Source organism: Pseudomonas citronellolis, from assembly GCF_900112375.1.
GTDB lineage: Bacteria > Pseudomonadota > Gammaproteobacteria > Pseudomonadales > Pseudomonadaceae > Pseudomonas > Pseudomonas citronellolis.
In genome coordinates this window covers 52,423-74,119 of sequence record NZ_FOLS01000031.1, presented here as the reverse complement: position 1 = coordinate 74,119, position 21,697 = coordinate 52,423, and the positions used below count along the sequence as shown (strand labels likewise).

Annotated in this window: 22 protein-coding genes; 3 read left to right on the top strand and 19 right to left on the bottom strand. The window is 68.3% G+C overall.

The features are described 5' to 3' along the window. Window positions 1-79: 79 nt before the first annotated feature. From BM060_RS25225 to ubiE, 9 genes are all read right to left on the bottom strand, one after another. On the bottom strand, window positions 80-787 hold the full coding sequence (locus BM060_RS25225; protein WP_074984218.1) for a 16S rRNA (uracil(1498)-N(3))-methyltransferase: 708 nt from the start codon (window positions 785-787) through the stop codon (window positions 80-82). After that, window positions 784-1,584, bottom strand: coding sequence for a twin-arginine translocase subunit TatC (gene tatC, locus BM060_RS25220; protein ID WP_074984215.1), 801 nt, complete (start codon window positions 1,582-1,584; stop codon window positions 784-786). The genes BM060_RS25225 and tatC overlap by 4 nt, the downstream gene beginning before the upstream one ends. Continuing rightward, on the bottom strand, window positions 1,581-2,036 hold the full coding sequence (gene tatB / locus BM060_RS25215) for a Sec-independent protein translocase protein TatB (protein ID WP_043269458.1): 456 nt from the start codon (window positions 2,034-2,036) through the stop codon (window positions 1,581-1,583). Before tatB ends, tatC begins: the two co-directional genes overlap by 4 nt. A 13-nt stretch (window positions 2,037-2,049) precedes the next feature. After that, entirely contained in the window at window positions 2,050-2,295 is a 246-nt protein-coding gene (locus BM060_RS25210; protein WP_043319122.1) for a twin-arginine translocase TatA/TatE family subunit, read from the bottom strand. Window positions 2,296-2,320: 25 nt separating this feature from the next. Next, window positions 2,321-2,659 (bottom strand): phosphoribosyl-ATP diphosphatase, encoded by a 339-nt coding sequence (locus tag BM060_RS25205; protein WP_009615404.1) that lies wholly within the window; start codon window positions 2,657-2,659, stop codon window positions 2,321-2,323. Next, on the bottom strand, window positions 2,652-3,056 hold the full coding sequence (gene hisI / locus BM060_RS25200; protein ID WP_009615405.1) for a phosphoribosyl-AMP cyclohydrolase: 405 nt from the start codon (window positions 3,054-3,056) through the stop codon (window positions 2,652-2,654). Before hisI ends, BM060_RS25205 begins: the two co-directional genes overlap by 8 nt. A gap of 82 nt (window positions 3,057-3,138) precedes the next feature. After that, window positions 3,139-4,737, bottom strand: a complete 1,599-nt coding sequence (gene ubiB, locus BM060_RS25195; protein WP_074984212.1) for a ubiquinone biosynthesis regulatory protein kinase UbiB — start codon at window positions 4,735-4,737, stop codon at window positions 3,139-3,141. Next, a complete protein-coding gene (locus tag BM060_RS25190; RefSeq protein WP_074984209.1) occupies window positions 4,734-5,357 on the bottom strand; it encodes a ubiquinone biosynthesis accessory factor UbiJ in 624 nt (207 codons plus the stop codon). The genes ubiB and BM060_RS25190 overlap by 4 nt, the downstream gene beginning before the upstream one ends. A 1-nt stretch (window position 5,358) precedes the next feature. Next, on the bottom strand, window positions 5,359-6,141 hold the full coding sequence (ubiE, locus tag BM060_RS25185) for a bifunctional demethylmenaquinone methyltransferase/2-methoxy-6-polyprenyl-1,4-benzoquinol methylase UbiE (protein WP_043269451.1): 783 nt from the start codon (window positions 6,139-6,141) through the stop codon (window positions 5,359-5,361). 130 nt (window positions 6,142-6,271) lie between these two features. On the opposite strand from ubiE, the gene BM060_RS25180 reads away from it, so the two are divergent. The 3 genes from BM060_RS25180 to BM060_RS25170 all read left to right on the top strand — a co-directional run bounded on the left by BM060_RS25180 (window position 6,272) and on the right by BM060_RS25170 (window position 8,176). Beyond that, window positions 6,272-6,547, top strand: coding sequence for a polyhydroxyalkanoic acid system family protein (locus BM060_RS25180; protein ID WP_074984207.1), 276 nt, complete (start codon window positions 6,272-6,274; stop codon window positions 6,545-6,547). A 299-nt stretch (window positions 6,548-6,846) separates the two neighbouring features. Then, a complete protein-coding gene (locus BM060_RS25175) occupies window positions 6,847-7,269 on the top strand; it encodes a phasin family protein (RefSeq protein WP_074984204.1) in 423 nt (140 codons plus the stop codon). 10 nt (window positions 7,270-7,279) lie between these two features. After that, entirely contained in the window at window positions 7,280-8,176 is an 897-nt protein-coding gene (locus BM060_RS25170) for a phasin family protein (protein WP_074984201.1), read from the top strand. 61 nt (window positions 8,177-8,237) lie between these two features. Here BM060_RS25170 and BM060_RS25165 read toward each other — a convergent pair whose 3' ends face one another. The 10 genes from BM060_RS25165 to BM060_RS25120 all read right to left on the bottom strand — a co-directional run bounded on the left by BM060_RS25165 (window position 8,238) and on the right by BM060_RS25120 (window position 21,666). After that, window positions 8,238-8,852, bottom strand: a complete 615-nt coding sequence (locus BM060_RS25165; protein ID WP_074984199.1) for a TetR/AcrR family transcriptional regulator — start codon at window positions 8,850-8,852, stop codon at window positions 8,238-8,240. A gap of 356 nt (window positions 8,853-9,208) precedes the next feature. After that, on the bottom strand, window positions 9,209-10,891 hold the full coding sequence (phaC, locus tag BM060_RS25160) for a class II poly(R)-hydroxyalkanoic acid synthase (RefSeq protein WP_074984197.1): 1,683 nt from the start codon (window positions 10,889-10,891) through the stop codon (window positions 9,209-9,211). Window positions 10,892-11,069: 178 nt separating this feature from the next. Further along, window positions 11,070-12,080 carry a poly(3-hydroxyalkanoate) depolymerase gene (gene phaZ, locus BM060_RS25155; protein ID WP_245322974.1) on the bottom strand — a complete coding sequence of 337 codons (1,011 nt, stop codon included), beginning with the start codon at window positions 12,078-12,080 and terminating at the stop codon, window positions 11,070-11,072. Then, a complete protein-coding gene (gene phaC, locus BM060_RS25150) occupies window positions 12,077-13,756 on the bottom strand; it encodes a class II poly(R)-hydroxyalkanoic acid synthase (RefSeq protein WP_074984194.1) in 1,680 nt (559 codons plus the stop codon). The genes phaZ and phaC (BM060_RS25150) overlap by 4 nt, the downstream gene beginning before the upstream one ends. A gap of 396 nt (window positions 13,757-14,152) precedes the next feature. Next, the gene (locus BM060_RS25145; protein ID WP_074984191.1) at window positions 14,153-14,524 is read right to left on the bottom strand and encodes a gamma-butyrobetaine hydroxylase family protein; all 372 of its coding nucleotides are present in this window, start codon (window positions 14,522-14,524) and stop codon (window positions 14,153-14,155) included. A gap of 121 nt (window positions 14,525-14,645) precedes the next feature. Further along, entirely contained in the window at window positions 14,646-15,986 is a 1,341-nt protein-coding gene (hslU, locus tag BM060_RS25140; RefSeq protein WP_043269440.1) for an ATP-dependent protease ATPase subunit HslU, read from the bottom strand. A gap of 29 nt (window positions 15,987-16,015) precedes the next feature. Further along, window positions 16,016-16,552, bottom strand: coding sequence for an ATP-dependent protease subunit HslV (hslV, locus tag BM060_RS25135; RefSeq protein ID WP_024128800.1), 537 nt, complete (start codon window positions 16,550-16,552; stop codon window positions 16,016-16,018). A gap of 155 nt (window positions 16,553-16,707) precedes the next feature. Beyond that, window positions 16,708-17,496 carry an SPOR domain-containing protein gene (locus tag BM060_RS25130; protein ID WP_074984189.1) on the bottom strand — a complete coding sequence of 263 codons (789 nt, stop codon included), beginning with the start codon at window positions 17,494-17,496 and terminating at the stop codon, window positions 16,708-16,710. 6 nt (window positions 17,497-17,502) lie between these two features. Beyond that, complete coding sequence (gene argS, locus BM060_RS25125) at window positions 17,503-19,242, bottom strand: arginine--tRNA ligase (RefSeq protein ID WP_074984186.1); 1,740 nt, start codon at window positions 19,240-19,242, stop codon at window positions 17,503-17,505. 204 nt (window positions 19,243-19,446) lie between these two features. Further along, the gene (locus BM060_RS25120; protein WP_074984183.1) at window positions 19,447-21,666 is read right to left on the bottom strand and encodes a primosomal protein N'; all 2,220 of its coding nucleotides are present in this window, start codon (window positions 21,664-21,666) and stop codon (window positions 19,447-19,449) included. Window positions 21,667-21,697 lie beyond the last annotated feature (31 nt).

Genomic DNA, 21,697 nt, shown 5'->3' with positions numbered 1-21,697 from the left:
CGAGGCGACACGAATCTGAAATTTCTTTAGTAAATTTCTGACCGAAGAGCCCCGTTGGGGACTGCCGCGGCGCCGCGGGTCAGAACAGTCGGGCCAGCAGGGCGGTGACCGCGGTTTCCACGCGCAGGATGCGCTCGCCCAGTTGCACCGGGGCCAGCCCGGCCTCGCGCAGTTTCTCGACCTCGTAGGGAATCCAGCCGCCCTCGGGGCCGATGGCCAGTGTCACGGCCTGCTCGACCGCGCGCGGGCAGTCCGGCCAGGGCCCGGGGTGGCCGATCAGCCCCAGGCTGCCGGCGGCCAGAGCCGGTAGGCGGTCTTCGACGAAGGGCTTGAAGCGCTTTTCGATGGTCACTTCCGGCAGCACGGTGTCGCGGGCCTGCTCCAGGCCCAGGACCAGCTGTTCGCGGATGGCCGCGGGTTCCAGGAAGGGCGTCTGCCAGAAGCTCTTCTCCACCCGGTAGCTGTTCAGCAGCACCAGGCGCGGCACGCCCATGGCGGCCACGGTCTGCAGCACGCGGCGGAGCATCTTCGGCCGCGGCAGGGCCAGCAGCAGGGTCAGCGGCAGCTTGGCCGGCGGCGCCTGGGTGAAGCTCACCTGCAGCTCCGCCTCGTCGCGGGAAAGGCTCAGCAGGCGGCCTTCGCCCATCAGCCCGCCCAGGCGGCCGACGCGCAGGCTGTCGCCGCTTTCGGCGCGGTGCACTTCGTGCAGGTGGGTGAGGCGGCGGTCGCGCAGCAATACGCGGTCCGCCGCGACGAAGTCGGCGTCGTCGAGCAGCAGCAGGTTCACGGGCGCGTCGCTGGCGGCTGGTCGCCTTTCTCTTCGGGTTGCGCATCCTCGTCGCGGTTGCGCTTGCGGATCAATCGACTGAACAGCACCCCGGCCTCGAACAGCATCCACATGGGCACGGCCAGCAGCGTCTGCGACATCGGGTCCGGCGGGGTGAGGACCATGCCGACCACGAAGCAGCCGATGATGACGTAGGGGCGGATCTTCTTCAGGTAGGCCACGTCGACCACCCCGATCCACACCAGCAGCACCGTAGCCACGGGGATTTCGAAGGCCACGCCGAAGGCGAACAGCAGGGTGAGGAAGTCCAGGTAGCTGTTGATGTCGGTCATCGGCGTCACCCCTTCCGGGGCCTGGCCGAGGAAGAAGTGGAACATCAACGGGAACACCAGGAAGTAGGCGAAGGCCATGCCGGTGTAGAACAGCACCACGCTGGAGGCCAGCAGCGGCAGGGCCACGCGCTTCTCGTGCTTGTACAGGCCGGGGGCGATGAAGCCCCAGATCTGCGCCAGGATCACCGGCATGGCCAGCAGCACGGCGACGATCATGGTCAGCTTCAGCGGCGCGAGGAACGCCGACGCCGGGTCGATGGCGATCATGGTCGCGCCTTCCGGGAGGAAGCGGCGCAGCGGCGCGGAGGCCAGGGCGTAGATCTTCTGCGAGAAGTACAGCAGGCCGATGAAGATCACGAAGATCGCCACCACGCAACGCAGCAGGCGCGTGCGCAGCTCGGTCAGGTGCGAGACCAGCGGCATTTCCTGGTCGTTTTCGGGCTGTTCGGGTTTTTCGTCGCTCATGGGGTACGCGGCGTCTCGGACGGAGGGGCGGCGGCCGGCGCGGCCGGGGCCTCGGGCGCTGCTGGCGCGGCGGGTGCCTCGGGTGCGGCCGGGATACCGACGCCGGGCATGTTGGCCAGGCGGCTGTTCGGTGCGATGGTCGGCGGCGCAGGCGGCGCCGTGGGCTCGGCCTGCGCGGCGCTATCGGCCGGCGGCTGCTGGCCGGTGAGCGGCGCCATCAGCTTCTGCGCTTCACGCTCCATCTGCAGGATGTGCTCGTTGTGCAGCTGCCGGCGGATCTCGTCGGCGCCCAACTCGCGCTCCACTTCCTGCTTGATGGCGTTGAAGCTGCGTTTCAGCCGGCCGATCCACAGGCCCGCGGTGCGCGCGGCGCCGGGCAGGCGCTCGGGGCCGAGCACCAGCAGGGCGACCAGGCCCACCAGCAGCAGTTCGCTGAAGCTGATTCCGAACATGGCGTTCTTCCCATCAGTCCTTGCGCTGCGGCTCTTCGACCTTCTGCGCCTGGGCGTCGATGGTGTGCGGCTGGTTCAGCGGCGGGTTGGCCGGCGGCTGCTGCTGGGGCTTCTCCTCCTCTTCGGTGTTCATCGCCTTGCGGAAGCCCTTGACCGCCTCGCCGACGTCCGAGCCCAGGGTCTTCAGGCGCTTGGTGCCGAACACCAGCACCACCACGATCAGGATGACGACCCAGTGTTTCCAGTCAAAGATGCCCATCTTGTTCTCCTCGAAGTAATCGGGTTCAGGCCGACGGCTGGCGCGCGGCTTTCTCGTCGTGGCCGGAGAGGCCGAAACGGCGCTCCAGTTCGTCCAGCACCGCCTGGGGATGCTGGCCGAGGGCGGCGAGCATGACCAGGGAATGGAACCAGAGGTCGGCGGTTTCGTAGATCAGGTCCGTGCAGTCGCCGCTCTGCGCGGCGTCCTTGGCGGCGAGGATGGTTTCCACCGATTCCTCTCCGACCTTTTCCAGGATCTTGTTCAGTCCCTTGTGGTACAGGCTGGCCACGTAGGAGCTTTCGGGGGCGGCGTTCTTGCGCCCCTCCAGCACCTCGGCCAGGCGCGCGAGGGTGTTGTCACTCATGGCTGTGCCCCGGCTTGTCGTAGATGGCGTGCGGGTCCTTGAGCACCGCGTCGACGACCTTCCAGCCGCCGTCCTGGTAGACCCGGTAGAAGCAGCTTTCGCGTCCGGTGTGGCAGGCGATGCCGCCGACCTGCTCGACCATCAGGATGACGACGTCGGCGTCGCAGTCCAGGCGCAGTTCGTGCAGCTTCTGCACGTGGCCGGATTCCTCGCCCTTGCGCCAGAGCTTGCCGCGCGAGCGCGACCAGTAGATGGCGCGGCCCTCGGCGGCGGTCAGGGCCAGGGATTCGCGGTTCATCCAGGCCATCATCAGCACGCGGCCCGTCTTGTGGTCCTGGGCGATCGCCGGCACCAGGCCGTCGGCGTTCCAGTGAATTTCGTCCAGCCAGTCTTTCATCTTCGCTTCCGTACAGCGGGCGTTCTCACGCCCCGCGGCAGTTTCATCAACGACCAAGTGTGCCAGCAGTGGCGACGACTGGCTATCGGCGCAGAATCAGATACAGACCACCGGCCAGCATGGCCCAGGCCGGCCAGGCCTCGATACTGTGGGTGGCCAGGCCGATCTGGGTGGCGCCGGCCACCAGCACTGCGCCGATCAGTCGCGGCACCCAGGCGCCGGCCAGGGGCTGGGCGCCGGTCGCTTGCGGCTCCTGGGGCTGCGCCAGGCGCTCCAGGGTGTCGCGGGTCATCTGCGCCAGGTGCGGCAGCTGCTCGACGTGCTGCTGGGCGTTGCGCAGCAGCTGGGCTGGGCTCATGCGCTCGCGCATCCAGCGTTCCAGGTAGGGCTGGGCGGTGCTCCACAGGTCCAGCTCGGGGTAGAGCTGGCGGCCCAGGCCCTCGATGTTCAGCAGGGTCTTCTGCAGCAGCACCAGTTGCGGCTGCACTTCCATGTTGAAGCGCCGCGCGGTCTGGAACAGGCGCAGCAGCACCTGGCCGAAGGAGATGTCCTTGAGCGGCTTCTCGAAGATCGGCTCGCACACCGTGCGGATCGCCGCCTCGAAGTCGTTGACGCGGGTTTCCGCCGGCACCCAGCCGGAGTCGATGTGCAACTGGGCGACCTTGCGGTAGTCGCGCTTGAAGAAGGCGATCAGGTTGCGCGCCAGGTAGTCCTGGTCCTCGTCGGTGAGGCTGCCGACGATACCGCAGTCCACCGCGATGTACTGCGGGCTCCAGGGCGTGCGGGTGCTGACGAAGATGTTGCCCGGGTGCATGTCGGCGTGGAAGAAGCTGTCGCGGAACACCTGGGTGAAGAAGATTTCCACGCCACGCTCGGCCAGGGCCTTGAAGTCGGTACGCTGGTCGCGCAGGGTGCCCAGGTCGGTGACCGGGATGCCGTAGATGCGCTCCATCACCAGCACCTTGGGCCGGCACCAGTCCCAGTACACCTGGGGCACGTAGAGCAGCGGCGAACCGTCGAAGTTGCGCCGCAGCTGGCTGGAGTTGGCCGCCTCGCGCAGCAGGTCGAGTTCGTCGTAGATGGTCTTCTCGTAGTCGCTGACCACCTCCACCGGGTGCAGGCGGCGGGCGTCGGCGGAGACGCGCTCGGCCAGGCGGGCGAGGATGAACAGCCAGGACATGTCGGCGCGGATCACGGGCTTGAGGCCCGGGCGGATCACCTTGACCACCACTTCCTCGCCGCTTTTCAGCTGTGCGGCATGCACCTGGGCCACCGAGGCCGAGGCCAGCGGCTCGCGCTCGAAGCGGGCGAAGACCTGCTCGACCTTCGCCCCCAGCTGCTCCTCGATCAGCGCCACCGAGGCTTCCGGCGGGAACGGCGGGACCTTGTCCTGCAGGCGCGCCAGCTCATTGGCGATGTCGTCGGGCAGCAGGTCGCGGCGGGTGGAGAGGATCTGCCCGAACTTGATGAAGATCGGCCCCAGGCCTTCCAGGGCCAGGCGGATGCGCTCGCCGCGGCTCAGCTCCAGCTTGCGCCGCGGCAGCCAGCGCCAGGGCAGCAGGCCGCCGAGCAGGCGCAGGTACCAGGGCAGCATCGGCAGTTCGAGAATGAGATCGTCGAGGCGGTAGCGGATCACCACGCTCTGGATGCGCAGCAGGCGGCGGAAGGCGAGCAGCTTCATGCGTCGGGTTTCAGCTTCTTGGACAGGCGCGCCAGGCGCGCGTCGAGGCGATCGAGGGCGATCTTCAACTGGTCGAGTTCGGCGAAGCGCGCTTCGGCCTCGTTGCGCCCGACCAGGGTGCGGCTTTCCTCGGCGAGGTAGTCGGCCAGGCTCAGGCGCAGGCTTTCCAGGCTGTCGCCGGCCCAGCGCGCGCCGCCGCGCAGGCGGCTGCCGAGCAGTTGCGCGGGCAGCGGGCCGAGCCAGCGCTGCACTTCGTATTCCCAGTCCAGCTCCAGGCTCTGGAGGATGTCGGCCAGCTCCAGGAGCAGGGCGCTATCGCCGCCCATTTCCACTTCCGGGCTGTGCAGCACGCTGGTCTTGTCGGCGGCCAGGGCCAGCTGCAGCAGGCGCCCGGCCGGGGCGCGCAGGGTGCAGTCGACCGCGGTCTCGTGGTGCGCGGCCAGGTGCAGGCCATCGGCGTCGGGGAGGATGAACAGGCGCAGCGGCGGCGCCTGGCAGTCCACTTCCAGGACCCGCCCGGCGAGCCGGGCGAGACGCTGCAGGGCCACGCCGTCCAGGCGCAGCACGCGGTTCACGCCGGCTTCGGCGCTGGCCAGCAGCGCCTGGGTCAGGAGCGCCATTTCAGGGCTTGATGCCGCGGTGCAGGGCGACCACGCCGCCGGTCATGTTGTGGTAGGTGACGCGGTCGAAACCGGCCTCGACCATCATCGACTTCAGGGTTTCCTGGTCCGGGTGCATGCGGATCGACTCGGCCAGGTAGCGGTAGCTCTCGGCGTCGTTGGTGACCAGCTTGCCCATCAGCGGCAGCAGGGTGAAGGAGTAGGCGTCGTAGGCCTTGGACAGCAGGCTGCTGGTGGGCTTGGAGAATTCCAGCACCAGCAGGCGCCCGCCCGGCTTGAGCACCCGCAGCATGGAGCGGATGGCCGCGTCCTTGTGGGTGACGTTGCGCAGGCCGAAGGCGATGCTCACGCAGTCGAAGTGGTTGTCCGGGAAGGGCAGCTTCTCGGCATCGGCCTGGACGAAGCTGACGTTGCCGGCCACGCCGCTGTCCAGCAGCTTGTCGCGGCCGACCTTGAGCATGGAGGCGTTGATGTCCGCCAGCACCACCTCGCCGGTGGGGCCGACCAGGCGCGAGAACTGGCGGGTCAGGTCGCCGGTGCCGCCGGCGATGTCGAGCACGCGGTTGCCGGCGCGCACGCCGGACAGCTCGATGGTGAAGCGCTTCCACAGGCGGTGGATGCCACCGGACATCAGGTCGTTCATCAGGTCGTACTTGGCGGCGACCGAATGGAACACCTCGGCGACCTTCTCGGCCTTCTCGCTCTCGCGCACGGTCTTGTAGCCGAAGTGCGTGGTGGGGTCGGCGGGGCCCTGGTCCCCGGCGGGTTTGCGCGGCTCGCTCATGGCGTTTCTACCCTGGAAGTCAGTGGCGGGCATTCTAACAGGATGTGGGAAAAACGCCGCCCCGGGGCGCGGGGTGCGGCGAAACGTCGTGCGGCGTATCATCCACCGGTCTGTCATTCCGGAGTCGCCCATGTCCCGCATCCACGTCGAACGTCCCCATTGCCTCGGCCGCGAAGCCGCCCGCGAGAAGGCCCAGAAGCTGGCCGAGAAGCTCGCCCGCGAGCATGGCGTGAGCTACGAGTGGCAGGGTGACGTGCTGGCCTTCAAGCGCAGCGGCGTGGACGGACGCATCGAGGTGGGCGAGGACCGCGTGGCGGTGGAGGTCAAGCTGGGCCTGCTGCTGTCGGCCATGGGCGGGATGCTCAAGGGCGAGATCGAGCGCGCGCTGGACAAGGCGCTGGCCTGACCGGGCCGCACCCGCACTTTGTAGGAGCGAGCTTGCTCGCGAACCCTCGCCCGCGCCGAAAATCGCAGACGTCACTCCCGCGAACGCGGGAGCCCAGAGCCTCTGGTTCCCCGCGTTCGCGGGGATGACGGGTTTGAAATGGGAACCGAAGGGTTCGCGAGCAAGCTCGCTCCTACGAAAAGCGGTTCGGCAGGTCTACCGGCTGGTATGTGTTTTCTAATTTTCCCCGATACCTTGCACTCAAGCTCGCAACGCTGCGGGCCTCTACGGACCCCCGAGAACAGTGTGAGGAAACCATCATGGCCAAGGTCGCCAGCAAGAAGAAAGTCGAGAAAGCCGTCAGCGAGTCGTCCCTGATCACCGACGTCAAGCACTACGCCCGCCAGATCTGGCTGGCCGGCCTGGGCGCCTATGCGCGCGTCGGCGCCGAAGGCACCGAGTACTTCAAGTCGCTGGTGAAGGAAGGCGAAGGCCTGGAAACCAAGGGCCGCCAGCTGGTGACCGAGCAGGTCGAATCGGCCAACGACAGCGTCAAGAGCAGCGTCTCGCTGGTGAAGGACAAGTTCGAGGTGCAGCTGGACAAGGTCGAGAAGGCTTTCGACAGCCGCGTGGCCTCCGCGCTGAACCGCATGGGCATTCCGTCGCGGCAGGATGTCGAGGCGCTCTCTGCTAAGCTTGATGAGCTGAGCGCGGTGCTCGAGCGTGTCGCGAAAACTCATTGAGGAGAGCGGGATGGCTGGCAAGAAAACTACCGATAAAAAAGAGTCCAGTTGGGTCGGCGAGATCGAGAAATACTCGCGGCAAATCTGGTTGGCTGGTCTGGGGGCCTACTCGAAGGTCAGCAAGGACGGCAGCAAGCTGTTCGAGACCCTGGTCAAGGATGGCGAAAAGGCCGAGAAGCAGGCCCGGACCGAAGTCGATAAATCCGTCGGCGCGGTGAAGTCCACCGCCCGTTCGGCGCGTTCCAAGGTCGACGAGGTGAAGGACCGCGCCCTGGGCAAGTGGGGTGAGCTGGAAGAGGCGTTCGACAAGCGCCTGAACAGCGCCATCTCGCGCCTGGGCGTGCCGAGCCGCAACGAGGTGAAGGACCTGCATGCGAAGGTCGAGACCCTGACCAAGCAGATCGAGAAACTCACCGGCGTCAGCGTCAAGTCGGTGGCCAAGCCCGCCGCCAAGGCCGCTGCGAAACCTGCGGCCAAGGCTGCAGCGAAGCCCGCCGCCAAGCCGGCCGCCAAGACCGCGGCGGCCAAGCCCGTTGCCAAGGCTGCTGCGAAACCGGCTGCGAAGCCGGCGGCCAAACCGGCTGCGGCCAAGGCAGCGGCGAAGCCTGCAGCCAAGCCGGCCGCCAAGCCTGCTGCTGCGAAGGCCGCGGCGAAACCGGCTGCGAAGCCGGCCGCCAAACCGGCTGCCACCAAGCCTGCGGCGAAACCGGCTGCTGCGAAACCGGCTGCCAAGCCGGCTGCGGCGAAGAAGCCGGCGGTGAAGAAGCCCGCAGCGCCCAAGGCGGCCAAGCCTGCTGCAGCGGCCACGCCGGCCGCGGCTCCGGCTCCGGCGGCCACCCCGGCGCCGGCTGCGGCAGCTCCGGTCGCTCCGGTAGCGGCTCCGGCCACGCCGCCGACCCAGGCCTGACGCGTTACCCGTGGTACCCGACGCCCGGCCTCGTGCCGGGCGTCTTCATTTCGGCTGCGCCTCAGGCGTTCAGGTAGCGCTGCGCCAGGCGCTCGGCTGTGAGCCGCGAGTCGCCGCGCAGGTGCGGCGCCACCAGCATCATCACCTGGTAGACCACCAGGCGTATCTCGCCTTCGCGGCCGAGGATGCGCTGGTAGTCCAGGGAGAACAGCAGGGTCAGGGTGATCTGCTCCACCAGTTGGCCGAGGGCGTCGGTGTCGCTGGTCAGCTCGCCGTCGGCCTTGAGCCGGGCGAGCAGGGCGGCCAGGGTGCGCTTGAGCGCGTTGAGCCAGCTGCGCATGCCGCGGGCCAGCTTGGGCAGGCGCCCGGCCAGGTTGGAGAGGTCCTGGAAGAGGAAGCGGTAGTGCGCCAGGCGCTCGACGATCAGGTGCAGGAACAGCCAGTAGTCCTCGGCCCCCAGGCGCGCGTCGGCGGGCGGGTCGAGCAGCGGCTGCAGCTCTTCCTCGAAGCGGGCGAACAGGGCCAGCACCAGCGGCTCCTTGCCGTGGAAGTGGTAATACAGGTTGCCGGGGCTGATGCCCAGCTCGGTGGCGATCTCCAGGGTGGAGACGTTGGGTTCGCCCTGCTCGTTGAACAACAGCAGGGCGCATTCGAGGATGCGGTCGCGGGTTTTCATCCGTGTGCTGGTTCTGGCCTCGGGAGGTTCGACGATAGCCGGGGCGGGGCGCGCCGGCCAGTCCCTCGAAAGCGTGAGGGGGTGGGTTTTTCGTGGGAGATCCGGCTATCGCGGACAGAGTCCGCTCCTATCGTACGGGCGGGTACGGCTTCTCGTAGGAGCGAGCTTGCTCGCGAACACACTCCGCTGCGGGGCTCGTTCGCGAGCAAGCTCGCTCCTACGAAGAGCATCCCGGCTGCACCGAAGTGCCTTTCGTAGGATGGGTTGAGCTTGCGAAACCCATGCGGTCACGGCGATGGGTATCGCTTCGCTCCACCCATCCTACGGGGTGTCGTATCAGGACGCACAACGGCTGTTCACCGCTCGTGCACGTAAGTCCCCGGCGCCGCTTCCATCGGCGGGTGCTCGGCGTTGCCCAGTTCGAAGCTCACCGGCCGGCGTTCGCCCGAGCGTTCCTGGATCCACGCCAGCCACACCGGCCACCAGCTGCCTTCCTGGCGCTGGGTGTCGTAGTACCAGGCGCGCGGGTCGGAGGCGAGCTTGCCGTTCTCGAAGTAGCAGGCCTTGGGGTTGCCCGGCGGGTTGAGGATGCTCTGGATGTGCCCGCTGTTGGACAGCATGAAGCGGCTGTCGCCACCCAGCAGCAGGGCCGAGCGGTAGACCGCGTCCCAGGGGGTGATGTGGTCGGTGATGCCGGCGACGTGGAAGTTGTCCACCGCCACCTTCTTCAGGTCGATGGGCGTGCCGCAGATTTCCATGGCGCCGGGGCGGGCCAGCGGGTTGTGCTTGAAGAAGTCGAGGAAATCGCCGTGCAGCGCCGCCGGCAGGCGGGTGTTGTCGTTGTTCCAGTAGAGGATGTCGAAGGCCGGCGGCAGCTTGCCCAGCAGGTAGTTGTTGACCCAGTAGTTCCACACCAGGTCGTTGGGGCGCATCCAGGCGAACACCTTGGCCATGTCCTTGCCCTCCAGCACGCCGTGCTGGTAGGAGCGGCGCTTGGTGCTTTCCAGCGTCTGCTCGTCGGCGAACAGCGCCGCCGGAGTCTCCACCTGGCTGTCCAGCAGGCTCACCAGGTAGGTGGCGCTGCTGATTTTGCGCAGTTGCCGGCGCGCCTGCAGGTGGCCCTGCAGCGCGGCGATGGTCAGGCCGCCGGAGCAGGCGCCCATCAGGTTGACGCTGCGGCTGCCGCTGATCGAGCGGACCACCTCGATGGCTTCGTCCAGGGCCTTCACGTAGGTCGACAGGCCCCACTCGCGGTGGCGCGCATCGGGGTTGCGCCAGCTGACCATGAACAGCTGCAGGTTGTTCTTCAGGGCGTACTGGACGAAGCTCTTTTCCGGGCTCAGGTCGAAGATGTAGTACTTGTTGATCTGCGGCGGGACGATCAGCAGCGGCTTGGCGTGCAGGTGCTCGCCCAGGGGCTTGTACTGGATGAGTTCGAGCATCTCGCTGCGGAACACCACGGCGCCCGGGGTGGTGGCCAGGTTGCGGCCGACCTCGAAGGCGTGCTTGTTGACCTGGCTGGGCATGCCGCCGTTGTGCAGCAGGTCGTCGAGCAGGTGGCGGCCGCCCTTGAGCAGGCTCTGCCCGCCGGTGTTGAACAGCTCCTTCACCGCCAGCGGGTTGATCAGGCTGTTGGTCGGCGCCATGGCGTCGGCGAACAGCGACAGCAGGAAGCGCGCGCGGGCGCGGTCGTCACCGTCCAGGTCGCTCTCGTCGATCCACGCCAGCAGTTGCTGCTGCCAGGCCAGGTAGGCCTGCAGGGTGCGCCGGTAGAAGGGGTTGAGGCGCCAGGACGGGTCCTGGAAGCGGGCGTCCTGGGGGTTGGGCTGCAACGGCGAGTCACCCAGCAGCACGTGGCCCATCTGCTTGCCGAAGGCCGCCAGGTGGCGGGCGCTGTGCAGCGGCCGGCGCACGCCCTGGACGGCGAGCTGGCGCAGGGTGGACAGCATGTCCTTGCCGCGCAGGCCGACCATGGCGCTCTGGGCGTTCATGAAGTCGGCGGGGGCCGGCAGCCTGCCGGTGCTGGAGTTCTCTCGCATGTGCAGCTCTCCCTGGGAAAAGAACCGTCGTCAGTCGGGCGCAGCAAGGCCCGTACCAGAATCGGCGCAGGTGCATTCCTGACGCACGCAAGGGCTGAAGCATAGGCACGAATCGGCGCGCCTGCCGGTCACCGACGATGAACGTGCACTGTTACGAGGCGATGATCGAGGCCGGGGGTCAGCCGGCCTTGGGGGCGAACGGGCGCGGGTGCATGACCGCGCGCTGCCGTTCCTCGGCGAGGAACTTCATGATGATCGGCGCCACCGTCTCGGCGCGGGTCACCAGGAACAGGTGGCCGTCGTCGATCACGTGCAGCTCCGCGTTGGGGATGCGCCAGGCCAGCAGGCGCATGTTCACCAGCGGGATGATCGGGTCGTCGTCGCCGGCCAGCACCAGGGTCGGCTGCTGGATGCGGTGCAGCCAGTGGATGCTGGTCCAGCCCAGGCCGGCGAACAGCTGCCAGTAGTAGCCCAGCTTGCCCGAGGAGCGCACCTTGGCGGCGAAGGCCATGGCTAGCCGGGGATCGCGGCGGAAGGCCCCGCCGTAGATGTCCGGGGCGATGTGCGCGCCATAGGACGGCTGGATGTAGCGCCGCGGGCTGGCCATGCGCCAGAGCACCTTGGGCTTGCCCGGGACCATCACCGCCCCGGCGGCGGTGGCCGCCAGGATCAGCTTCTTGCAGCGCTCGGGGTAGTCGTGGGCGAACTGCTGGGCCAGGGCCCCGCCCCAGGACACGCCGATGGCGGTGACCTGCCCGTAGTCGAGGTAATCGAGCATGCGCGCGGCCAGCTTGGCCAGGCCGGGGAAGCGGTAGGGCGTGCTCGGCGTGGACGAGCCGCCGACGCCGGGCACGTCGAAGGCGATCACCTCCAGGTCCGGGTCCAGCGCGGCGACGAAGGGGAACACCAGCTCCAGGTTGGCGCCGATGCCGTTGAAGATCAGCAGCGGCGTCATGTGCCCCTTGCCCGGGCGCACGGCGGTGCGGATGGTCTGCCCGTCGAGGTCGATGGTGCGGAACACGAAGGGCTGCGGAGCGAGCACGCGCGCCCGCGTCTCGGCCGGCTGCTGCGGCTCGGCCGCCTTGGCGGCGGGGCGCGCCTTGCGCTGGCGCGTGGCCTGCGGCGCCGGCTCGGGCTGGGCCGGCGCGTCCTGCTGCTCGGTGGCGTCGGGTAGGTTTTCTGTCTTCATCGTTCGTGTACGTAGGTGCCGGGGGATGCTTCGCCAGCCGGGTGGGCCTTGTTGCCCAGGGCGGTCGGCGCCTTTTTCAGCTTGCCCGCGCGCTCGGCCAGCCACTGTTGCCAGTGCAGCCACCAGGAGTCGGCGTGCTTGCTCGAGTTTTCCTGCCAGGTCTTCGGATCGACGGACAGGTCCGGGCCGGTCATGAAGCGGGCCTTGGGGTTGCCTGGCGGGTTGAGGATGCTCTGGATGTGCCCGCTGTTGGAAAGGATGAACTCGCACTTGCCGCCGAGCAGGCGCGCCGAGCGGTAGCAGGCTTCCCAGGGGGTGATGTGGTCGCTGAGGCCGGCCACGCAGTAGAAGTCGCAGGTGACCTGCCTGAGGTCGATGGGCGTGCCGCCCACTTCCAGGGCGCCGGGGCGCGTCAGCGGGTTGCTCTTGAACATCTCCACCAGCTCGCCGTGCAGCGCGGCCGGCAGGCGCGTGGTGTCGTTGTTCCAGAACAGGATGTCGAAGGCCGGCGGCTCGTTGCCCAGCAGGTAGTTGTTGACCCAGTAGTTCCAGATCAGGTCGTTGGGGCGCATCCAGGCGAACACCTTGGCCATGTCCTTGCCCTCCAGCACGCCGGACTGGTAGGAGCGGCGCTTGGCGGCCTCGAGGGTCTTCTCGTCGGCGAACAGGGCGACGGTGGTGTCCAGCTCGAAGTCCAGCACGCTGACCATCTGGGTGAAGGCGTGCACCTTCTCCTCGCCCAGGGCCGCGTAGTGGCCGAGCAGGGTGACGGTGGTGATGCCGCCGGAGCAGGCGCCGAGCATGTTCAGGTCCTTGCTGCCGGTGATGGCCAGGACCACGTCGATGGCTTCCTTGAGCGCCTCGATGTAGGTGGTCAGGCCCCATTCGCGCTGGGCCTTGGTCGGGTTGCGCCAGCTGACGATGAAGGTCTGCACCTGGTTGCGCAGGCTGAAGCGCGCCAGGCTCTTCTCCGGCGACAGGTCGAAGACGTAGAACTTGTTGATCTGCGGCGGCACCACCAGCAGCGGGCGTTCATGCACGCTCTCGGTGATCGGCCGGTACTGGATCAGCTCCAGCACGTCGTTGCGGAACACCACCGCGCCCTCGGTCAGGGCCAGGTTCTTGCCCACCTCGAAGGCGTCCATGTTGACCTGGCTGGGCATGCCGCCGTTGTTCACCAGGTCCTTGGCCAGGTGGCTCAGGCCGTCGAGCAGGCTCTTGCCGCCGGTCTCGAAGAAGCGTTTGACCGCGGCCGGGTTGCTCAGGGTGTTGGTCGGCGCCATGGCTTCGGTCATGAGGTTGATGACGAACTGGCCGCGGTTGATGTCCTGGGGCGACAGGTCGCTGTTGCCGATCCACTGATGCAGCTCCTTGCGCCAGGCCAGGTAGGTCTGCAGGTAGCGGCGGTACAGCGGGTTCTGGCTCCAGGCCGGGTCGTTGAAGCGGCGGTCGTCGTCGGCCGGGCGCAGCTCCGAGGTACCGAGCAGGACATTCTTCAGCTCCAGGCCGAAATGGCCGACGTGCTTGACGCTGTGGAAGGGCTGCCGGAGAGCCTGCAGCAGCACCATGCGGGCAGTGGACAACAAATCCTTGCCGCGAATGCCTATCACCGGGTTGAGGTTCAGGGTGTTTTCCGCGGCTTGCTGGGGCAGATCGTTGTTCTTCTTTTCGGTCATCGGCGACGCTCCATTGTCCTGAGACGAATACTGGCGGGGCTGCACCTAGGTGACGGGCCAAGTACTGCTCGGGTTAGCGGAACGTGGAGCAGGCTCCACGCATGTCAACACTTGGCGGCATCGCTGGGGTCCTGGGCCCGCGTCTGCAACGGCGTTGCACTGACTTGGTTACCCGAGATTCCCCCGCCGCGCAAGCTGGTGCAGCGTGGTTCCCTGCGCCCGAGTATGTCGCGAAAGATTAGAAAACGCGCCCTAGAGCGCTCGCTCGTCCGCAGCTCGAATACAGGAAACACGCGGTTTCCAGTGTGCAGGGCGAATGTTGCAAATGACGTGCCCTGATCGGGGGCAGGAGGATGGCGAGGCGCCGGCGCCGGGTAAACCGGCGCAAAGGTGGGTTCAGAGCATCAGCCGGACCACCGACTCGTCGGGGTCGCGGGACTTGCCGGCGGCGGCCAGCTCGGCGAGGTATTCGGCCCACAGCTGGTCCTTGCGGGTGCACAACTGGTAGAGGTAGTCCCAGCTGTACAGGCCGCTGTCGTGGCCGTCGTCGAAGGTCAGCTTGAGCGCGTACTGCCCGGCCGGCTCCAGGCCGACCAGGGCGACGTTCAGCTTGCCGACCTGCAGCACCGGGTTGCCATGGCCCTGCACCTCGGCCGAGGGCGAATGCACGCGCAGAAACTCGGCGGAGAGGTCGTAGGACTGCTCGCCGTACTTCAGCGTGAGGGTGCGCGAGGCCTTGTGCAGCTGGATGGCAGAGGGAATGTGCATGGGGGCTCCCGCATAGAGGCTTGGAGGCTGGAGGCTGGAGGCTAGGAGCGTACGGCACCGTCGCCGGGACAAAGCTTTTCGCTCTTGCCTATAGCCTTCAGCCTATAGCCTCTAGCGGCTGTTAGAGAATATACCGCGACAGGTCCTCGTCCTGGGCCAGCTCGCCCAGGTGGCCGTTGACGTAGGCGGCGTCGATCACGATCGGCTTGTCGCTGTGCTCGCTGGCCAGGTCCGCGGCGTCGAAGGAGACTTCCTCCAGCAGGCGTTCCAGCAGCGTGTGCAGGCGGCGGGCGCCGATGTTCTCGGTCTTCTCGTTGACCTGCCAGGCGATCTCCGCCAGGCGCTGGATGCCGTCGTCGGCGAAGGCGATGTCCAGGCCCTCGGTCTTGAGCAGCGCGGTGTACTGCTCGGTGAGCGAGGCGTGCGGCTCGCGCAGGATGCGCTTGAAGTCGTCCGGGCTCAGGGCCTTGAGCTCGACGCGGATCGGCAGGCGGCCCTGCAGCTCCGGCACCAGGTCGCTGGGCTTGGACAGGTGGAAGGCGCCCGAGGCGATGAACAGGATGTGGTCGGTCTTGACCATGCCCAGCTTGGTGTTGACGGTGCAGCCCTCGATCAGCGGCAGCAGGTCGCGCTGTACGCCCTCGCGGGAGACGTCGGCGCCGCCGACGTTGCCGCGCTTGGCGATCTTGTCGATCTCGTCGATGAAGACGATGCCGTTCTGCTCCACGGCTTCCAGGGCGCGGGCCTTTAGGTCCTCTTCGTTGACCAGGCGCTGGGCCTCCTCGTCGCGGATCAGCTTCATGGCCTCGGCGACCTTCAGCTTGCGCGTCTTGCGCTTGCCCTTGCCCATGTTGGAGAACAGGTTCTGCAACTGGTTGGTCATCTCCTCCATGCCGGGCGGCGCCATGATTTCCACGCCGGCCGGGACGTCGGCCACCTCGATGTCGATCTCCTTGTCGTCCAGCTGGCCCTCGCGCAGGCGCTTGCGGAACAGCTGGCGGGTGTTGGAGTCCTCACGGGCCGGCTCGTCGCCGAAGCCGCCGGTGCGCGCCGGCGGCAGCAGGGCGTCGAGGATGCGTTCCTCGGCGGCGTCCTCGGCGCGGTACTTGACCTTCTGCACTTCCTGCTCGCGGAGCATCTTGATCGCGGCGTCGGCCAGGTCGCGGATGATCGACTCGACGTCACGGCCGACGTAGCCCACCTCGGTGAACTTGGTCGCTTCCACCTTGATGAACGGGGCGTTGGCCAGCTTGGCCAGGCGCCGGGCGATCTCGGTCTTGCCGACGCCGGTGGGGCCGATCATCAGGATGTTCTTCGGCGTCACCTCGGCGCGCAGCTCGGCCGGCAGCTGCATGCGCCGCCAGCGGTTGCGCAGGGCGATGGCCACGGCGCGCTTGGCGTCGTCCTGGCCGATGATGTGGCGGTTGAGTTCGTGGACGATCTCGCGGGGAGTCATGGACATTTGTTCGGCTACTCCGGAGCGACAGGGCCTCAGACGGCGCTGTCGAGCTCCTCGATGGTGAGGTTCTGGTTGGTGAACACGCAAATGGAGCCGGCGATGTTCAGCGCCGTTTCGGCGATCTCGCGGGCGGACATGGCGTCATCGGCCTTCTGCAGCAGGGCCATGGCCGCGGCCTGGGCGAAGCCGCCGCCGGAGCCCATGGCGATCAGGCCGTGTTCGGGTTCGACCACGTCGCCGTTGCCGGTGATGATCAGCGAGGCGTCCTTGTTGGCCACCGCCAGCATGGCTTCCAGGCGGCTCAGGGAGCGGTCGGTGCGCCAGTCCTTGGCCAGCTCGACGGCGGCGCGGACCAGGTGCCCCTGGTGCTTTTCAAGCTGCTGTTCGAAGCGCTCGAAGAGGGTGAAGGCGTCGGCGGTGGCGCCGGCGAAACCGGCCAGCACCTGACCGTGGTAGAGGCGGCGGACCTTCTTCGCGTTGCCTTTCATGACGGTGTTGCCAAGGGAAACCTGGCCGTCGCCGCCCATGACGACTTTGCCGTTGCGGCGGACAGAAACGATAGTGGTCAAGGGGGAGTTCTCCACACAGCGGGGCATTGGTGCCCGAATGCGGAGTCATATGGGGATGAAGGACGCGGCCTTCAAGGCAGGGCGACGGACGTGCCTTGAAGGCGGCGTCCGACGGACGCCGCGCGAACCCGCCCAAGGCGGGCCCGCGCGGGGCTTCAGCGGGTCTGGCGCTGCTGTAACAGCAGGTTGCTGAAGCCGTTGGCCGACAGTTGTTTCTGCGCCGCGGAAACCTGCGAGCGGTCGCTGAACGGGCCGACCATCACCCGGTACCAGGTCTCGTCGCGCACCGCGCCGGATTCCACCCGCGCGCTCTGGCCGAGGAGGATCACCTGGGCGCGCACACGGTCGGCGTCGGCCTGCTTGCGGAACGAACCGGCCTGCAGGAAGAACTGGGTGGCGGCCACCGCCGGCGGGGCGATCGGCTTGCTCGCCGGGGCCGTGGCCGGCGGCGTGGCCTTGGCCTGGGCGGCCGGCTGCTGCGCCGTTGCCGGTTGCGGCGGCGTGGCCGGCTTGACCACCGCCGGCGGCGGCGGGGTCTGGCCGTTGAGCGCGGCCTGGGCGCGGGCGGCGTCGATCTTCGCCGCTTCCTCCGGGGTGCTGACCACCGTCGGCGTCTGCGGCTTCTCCGGCACGGCTTCCGGCGGCACCACCACTTCCGAGCCCGGCAGCAGGGTGTAGAAGTCGTACTTGGGCTTCACTGCGATGGCCGCCGGCGGCTGCGCCGGCGTGGCCGGCTTGGCGCCCTGGGCGATGCCCGGCTTCTGCTGCTCGGGCTTCTCCCGGCGCACGTCGTTGCGGCCCGGTTCCAGCTTCGTCAGGAACATGATGAAGCCGCCGATGGCAAGGCCTGCGACCAGCCACACCCAGCCGGGGACCGAGGTCTTCTTGGCCGGGGCCTGGTAGCGGCTGGCGCCGCGCTTGGGAGCGGGTTTCTTCTTGGCCATGGAGGGTTACATGCGTTCCAGGGTTTCCAGGCCCAGCAGTTCCAGGCCCTGCTTGAGGGTGCGGCCCGTCAGTGCGGCCAGTTTCAGGCGGCTTTCCTGCTGCTCCGGGGTCTGCGCGGCGAGGATCGGGCAGTGCTCGTAGAAGCTGGAGAACAGCCCGGCCAGTTCGTACAGGTAGGCGCAGAGGATGTGCGGCACGCCCTTGAGCGCGACATTGTTGAGCAGGTCGCCGAACTGCGCCAGCTGGGCGGCCAGGGCCTGCTCCTGCGGGGCTTCCAGGACGATCTTGCCGCCGACCTCGTCATAGCCCTTGCCCAGCTTGCGGAAGATGCTGGCCACGCGGGTGTAGGCGTAGAGCAGGTAGGGCGCGGTGTTGCCCTCGAAGCTGAGCATCTGCTCGAAGTTGAAGCTGTAGTCGCTGGTGCGGTGCTTCGACAGGTCGGCGTACTTCACCGCGCCGATGCCCACGGCATGGGCGATGTGGCGCAGTTCGTCCTCGCCCAGCTCGGGGTTCTTGGCCTTCACCAGGGTGTAGGCGCGTTCCTCGGCCTCGTCGAGCAGGTCGATCAGCTTCACGGTGCCGCCGTCGCGGGTCTTGAACGGCTTGCCGTCGGCGCCGTTCATGGTGCCGAAGCCCATGTGCTCCAGGTCCATGCCGGCCGGGACGAAGCCGGCGCGGCGCGCCACCTCGAACACCTGCTGGAAGTGCAGGGCCTGGCGCTGGTCGACGAAGTACAGCACGCGGTCGCAGTGCAGCACCTTGTTGCGGTAGCGCATCGCCGCCAGGTCGGTGGTGGCGTACAGGTAGCCGCCGCCGGCCTTCTGCACGATCACCGGCAGCGGGTTGCCCTCGGCGTTCTTGAACTCGTCGAGGAACACGCACAGGGCGCCGTCGTCCTCTGTCAGCAGGCCCTTGGCCTTGAGTTCGTCGACCACGTTGGCGAGGTCGTCGTTGTAGGCGCTCTCGCCCTTGACGTCGGCCATGGTCAGCTTCACGCCCAGCTGGTCGTAGACTTTCTGGCAGTGCGACAGGGAGATTTCGTTGAAGCGCGTCCACAGGCGCAGGCACTCGGCGTCGCCGGCCTGCAGCTTGACCACCAGCTCGCGGGCGCGGTCGGCGAACTCGGCGGACTCGTCGAAGCGCTTCTTGGCGGCGCGGTAGAAGACTTCCAGGTCGTGCAGCTCGGCCTGGGCGTCCACCGGCTGCTCTTCCAGGTAGGCCAGCAGCATGCCGAACTGGGTGCCCCAGTCGCCCACGTGGTTCTGGCGGATCACGGTGTCGCCGAGGAACTCCAGCACCCGGGCCACGGCGTCGCCGATGATGGTCGAGCGAAGGTGGCCGACGTGCATCTCCTTGGCCAGGTTCGGCGAGGACAGGTCCACGGCCACGCGCTGCGCCGGGCTGGCCTTGCGCACGCCCAGGTGGTCGTCGCCCAGGGCGGCGTCGAGGCTGGCGGCCAGCCAGGCCTGGTCCTGGAAGAAGTTGAGGAAGCCGGGGCCGGCGATCTCCACCTTGGCCACCTGCGGGTTGGCCGGCAGCGCGGCGACCAGCTTGGTGGCCAGGTCGCGCGGCTTCATGCCGGCGGGCTTGGCCAGCATCATGGCGATGTTGCTGGCGTAGTCGCCGTGGCTGCGGTCCTTGGTGGTCTCGACCTGGATGTCCGGGCTCAGCCCGGCCGGCAGGGTACCGTCCTCGACGAGGCTGGCGAGGGCGTGCTGGATCAGCTGGCGGATGGTGTCTTTCATGGCGTTTCTCCGTGCTCGCGCGCGACTCGGGGCGCTCGACCGCATATCTGGCTCAGAACCGCGCATTATCGGCGCCCGGAGGGCGCAGCGGCAAGTTTAAAGCTGCAAGCTACAAGCAAAAGCCCGATCGAGCCTTGACTTGCCCCAGGCACATCGCGGCTTTTGCTTTTTGCAGCCTGTCGCTTGCAGCTTGCAGCCGCTCTTCTAGAACAGATCGATCGGATCGACGTCCAGCGACCAGCGCACCTGGCGCCCGCCGGGCATGCTTTCGAGGATCGGCAGCCAGCACGACAGCAGGCGGTGCAGCGGCACGCGGGCGCTGCTCATCAGCAGCAGCTGGGCGCGGAAGCGGCCGGCGCGGCGTTCCATGGGCGCCGGCACCGGGCCGAGCAGCTCGACGTCGCTGCCCAGTTGCGCCTGCAGGCGCTCGGCTTCGGCGCAGGCTTCTTCGAGGAAGCCTTCGGCCTGGCCCGGCTTGTGCGCCTCGGCGCGCAGCAGGGCCAGGTGGCAGAACGGCGGCAGGCCGGCGGCGCGGCGCTCGGCCAGGGCCTGGTCGGCGAAGGCGAAGTAGCCCTGCTCGGTGAGTTGCACCAGCAGCGGGTGGTCGGCCAGGTGCGTCTGGATCAGCACCCGGCCGGGCTCCTCGGCGCGCCCGGCGCGGCCGGCGACCTGGACGATCTGCTGGGCCATGCGTTCGCTGGCGCGGAAGTCGGCGGAGAACAGCCCGCCGTCGGCGTCGAGGATGGCCACCAGGGTGACGCGCGGGAAGTGGTGACCCTTGGCGAGCATCTGGGTGCCGACCAGGATGCACGGCTCGCCCTTGTTGATGGTGGCGAACAGGTCGCGCATGGCGTGCTTGCGCGAGGTGCTGTCGCGGTCGATGCGCAGCACCGGGTAGTCGGGGAAGAGGATGCGCAGGCGCTCCTCGGCGCGTTCGGTGCCGGCGCCGACCGGGCGCAGGTCCAGTTGGCCGCACTTGGGGCACTGGCGCGGTGGGCGCTCGCGGTGGTCGCAGTGATGGCAGCGCAGCTCGCCGGAGCCCTGGTGCAGCGTCATGCGCGCATCGCAGCGCGGGCACTGGCTGATCCAGCCGCAGTCGTGGCACAGCAGGGTCGGGGCGAAGCCGCGGCGGTTCAGGTACACCAGCACTTGCTGGCCGGCGCCGAGGGTTTCGCCGATGGCGCGCTGCAGCGGCATCGACAGGCCGGCGTCCAGCGGCAGGCTCTTCACGTCCAGGCGCTGGAACTTCGGCGCCTGGGCGCCGCCGGCGCGCTGCGTCAGGCGCAGCAGGCCATAGCGGCCGCTGGCGGCGTTGTGCAGGCTTTCCAGCGAGGGCGTGGCCGAGCCGAGCAGGATCGGCACCTTCTCCAGGCGCGCGCGCACCAGGGCCAGGTCGCGGGCGTGGTAGCGCAGGCCTTCCTGCTGTTTATAGGAGGCGTCGTGCTCCTCGTCGATGATGATCAGCCCGGGGTTCTTCAGCGGGGTGAACAGCGCCGAGCGGGTGCCGATGACGATGTCGGCCTCGCCGTCGCGGGCGGCCAGCCAGGCGTCCAGGCGCTCGCGGTCGGTCAGCGCCGAGTGCAGCAGGGCGATGCGCGCGTTGAAGCGGCGCTCGAAGCGGCTCAGCGTCTGCGGGCCGAGGTTGATCTCCGGGATCAGCACCAGCGCCTGCTTGCCGGCCTCCAGCACCTGGTGGATCAGCTGCAGGTAGACCTCGGTCTTGCCGCTGCCGGTGACGCCGGCCAGCAGGTAGCTGTGGAAGGCGCCGAAGCCAGCGCGCACCGCTTCGCAGGCGGCGCGCTGCTCAGCGTTGAGCGGCAGCTCGGCCTGGGCCAGCCAGCCGCCGTGGTGTTCCGCCGGCACGTGGCGGCGGCTCTCCAGCGTGGCCAGGCCCTTTTCCACCAGCAGGTCGAGGCTGTCCTTGTTGATGTCCAGCTGGCTCAGCAGCTCGTGGAGCACGCCGTGGGGGTGCTGCTGCAGCGTCTGCAGGGCCTGGCGCTGGCGCGGCGCACGGGCCAGGCGCGGGTCGTCCAGGCGCGCGCCGGGGACGGCCAGCCAGAAGCGCTGCACCCGCGCCTCGGCCGGCTCGCCCTGGCGCAGCAGGTTGGGCAGCGCCCAGGACAGGGTGTCGCCGAGGCTGTGCTGGTAGTACTGCGCGGTCCAGCGGCACAGCTCCAGCAGGTGCGCCGGCATCGGCGGCTCGCGGTCGAGCACGGCCAGCGCCGGGCGCAGCTTGTCCTCGGGCACTTCCGAGGTGTCCGCCAGCTCCACCAGCACGCCGACGATCTCGCGGCGGCCGAAGGGCACGCGCAGGCGCACGCCGGGCTGCAGGCGGCTGGGGTCGAGCCCGCGCGGCGGCAGGTAGTCGAACAGGCGGCGCAGCGGCGAGGGCAGGGCGAGGCGCAGGATGCTGGGTCGGGGCACGCTGTGGGCTTTCCGGGGCGTCGTGAGGCGG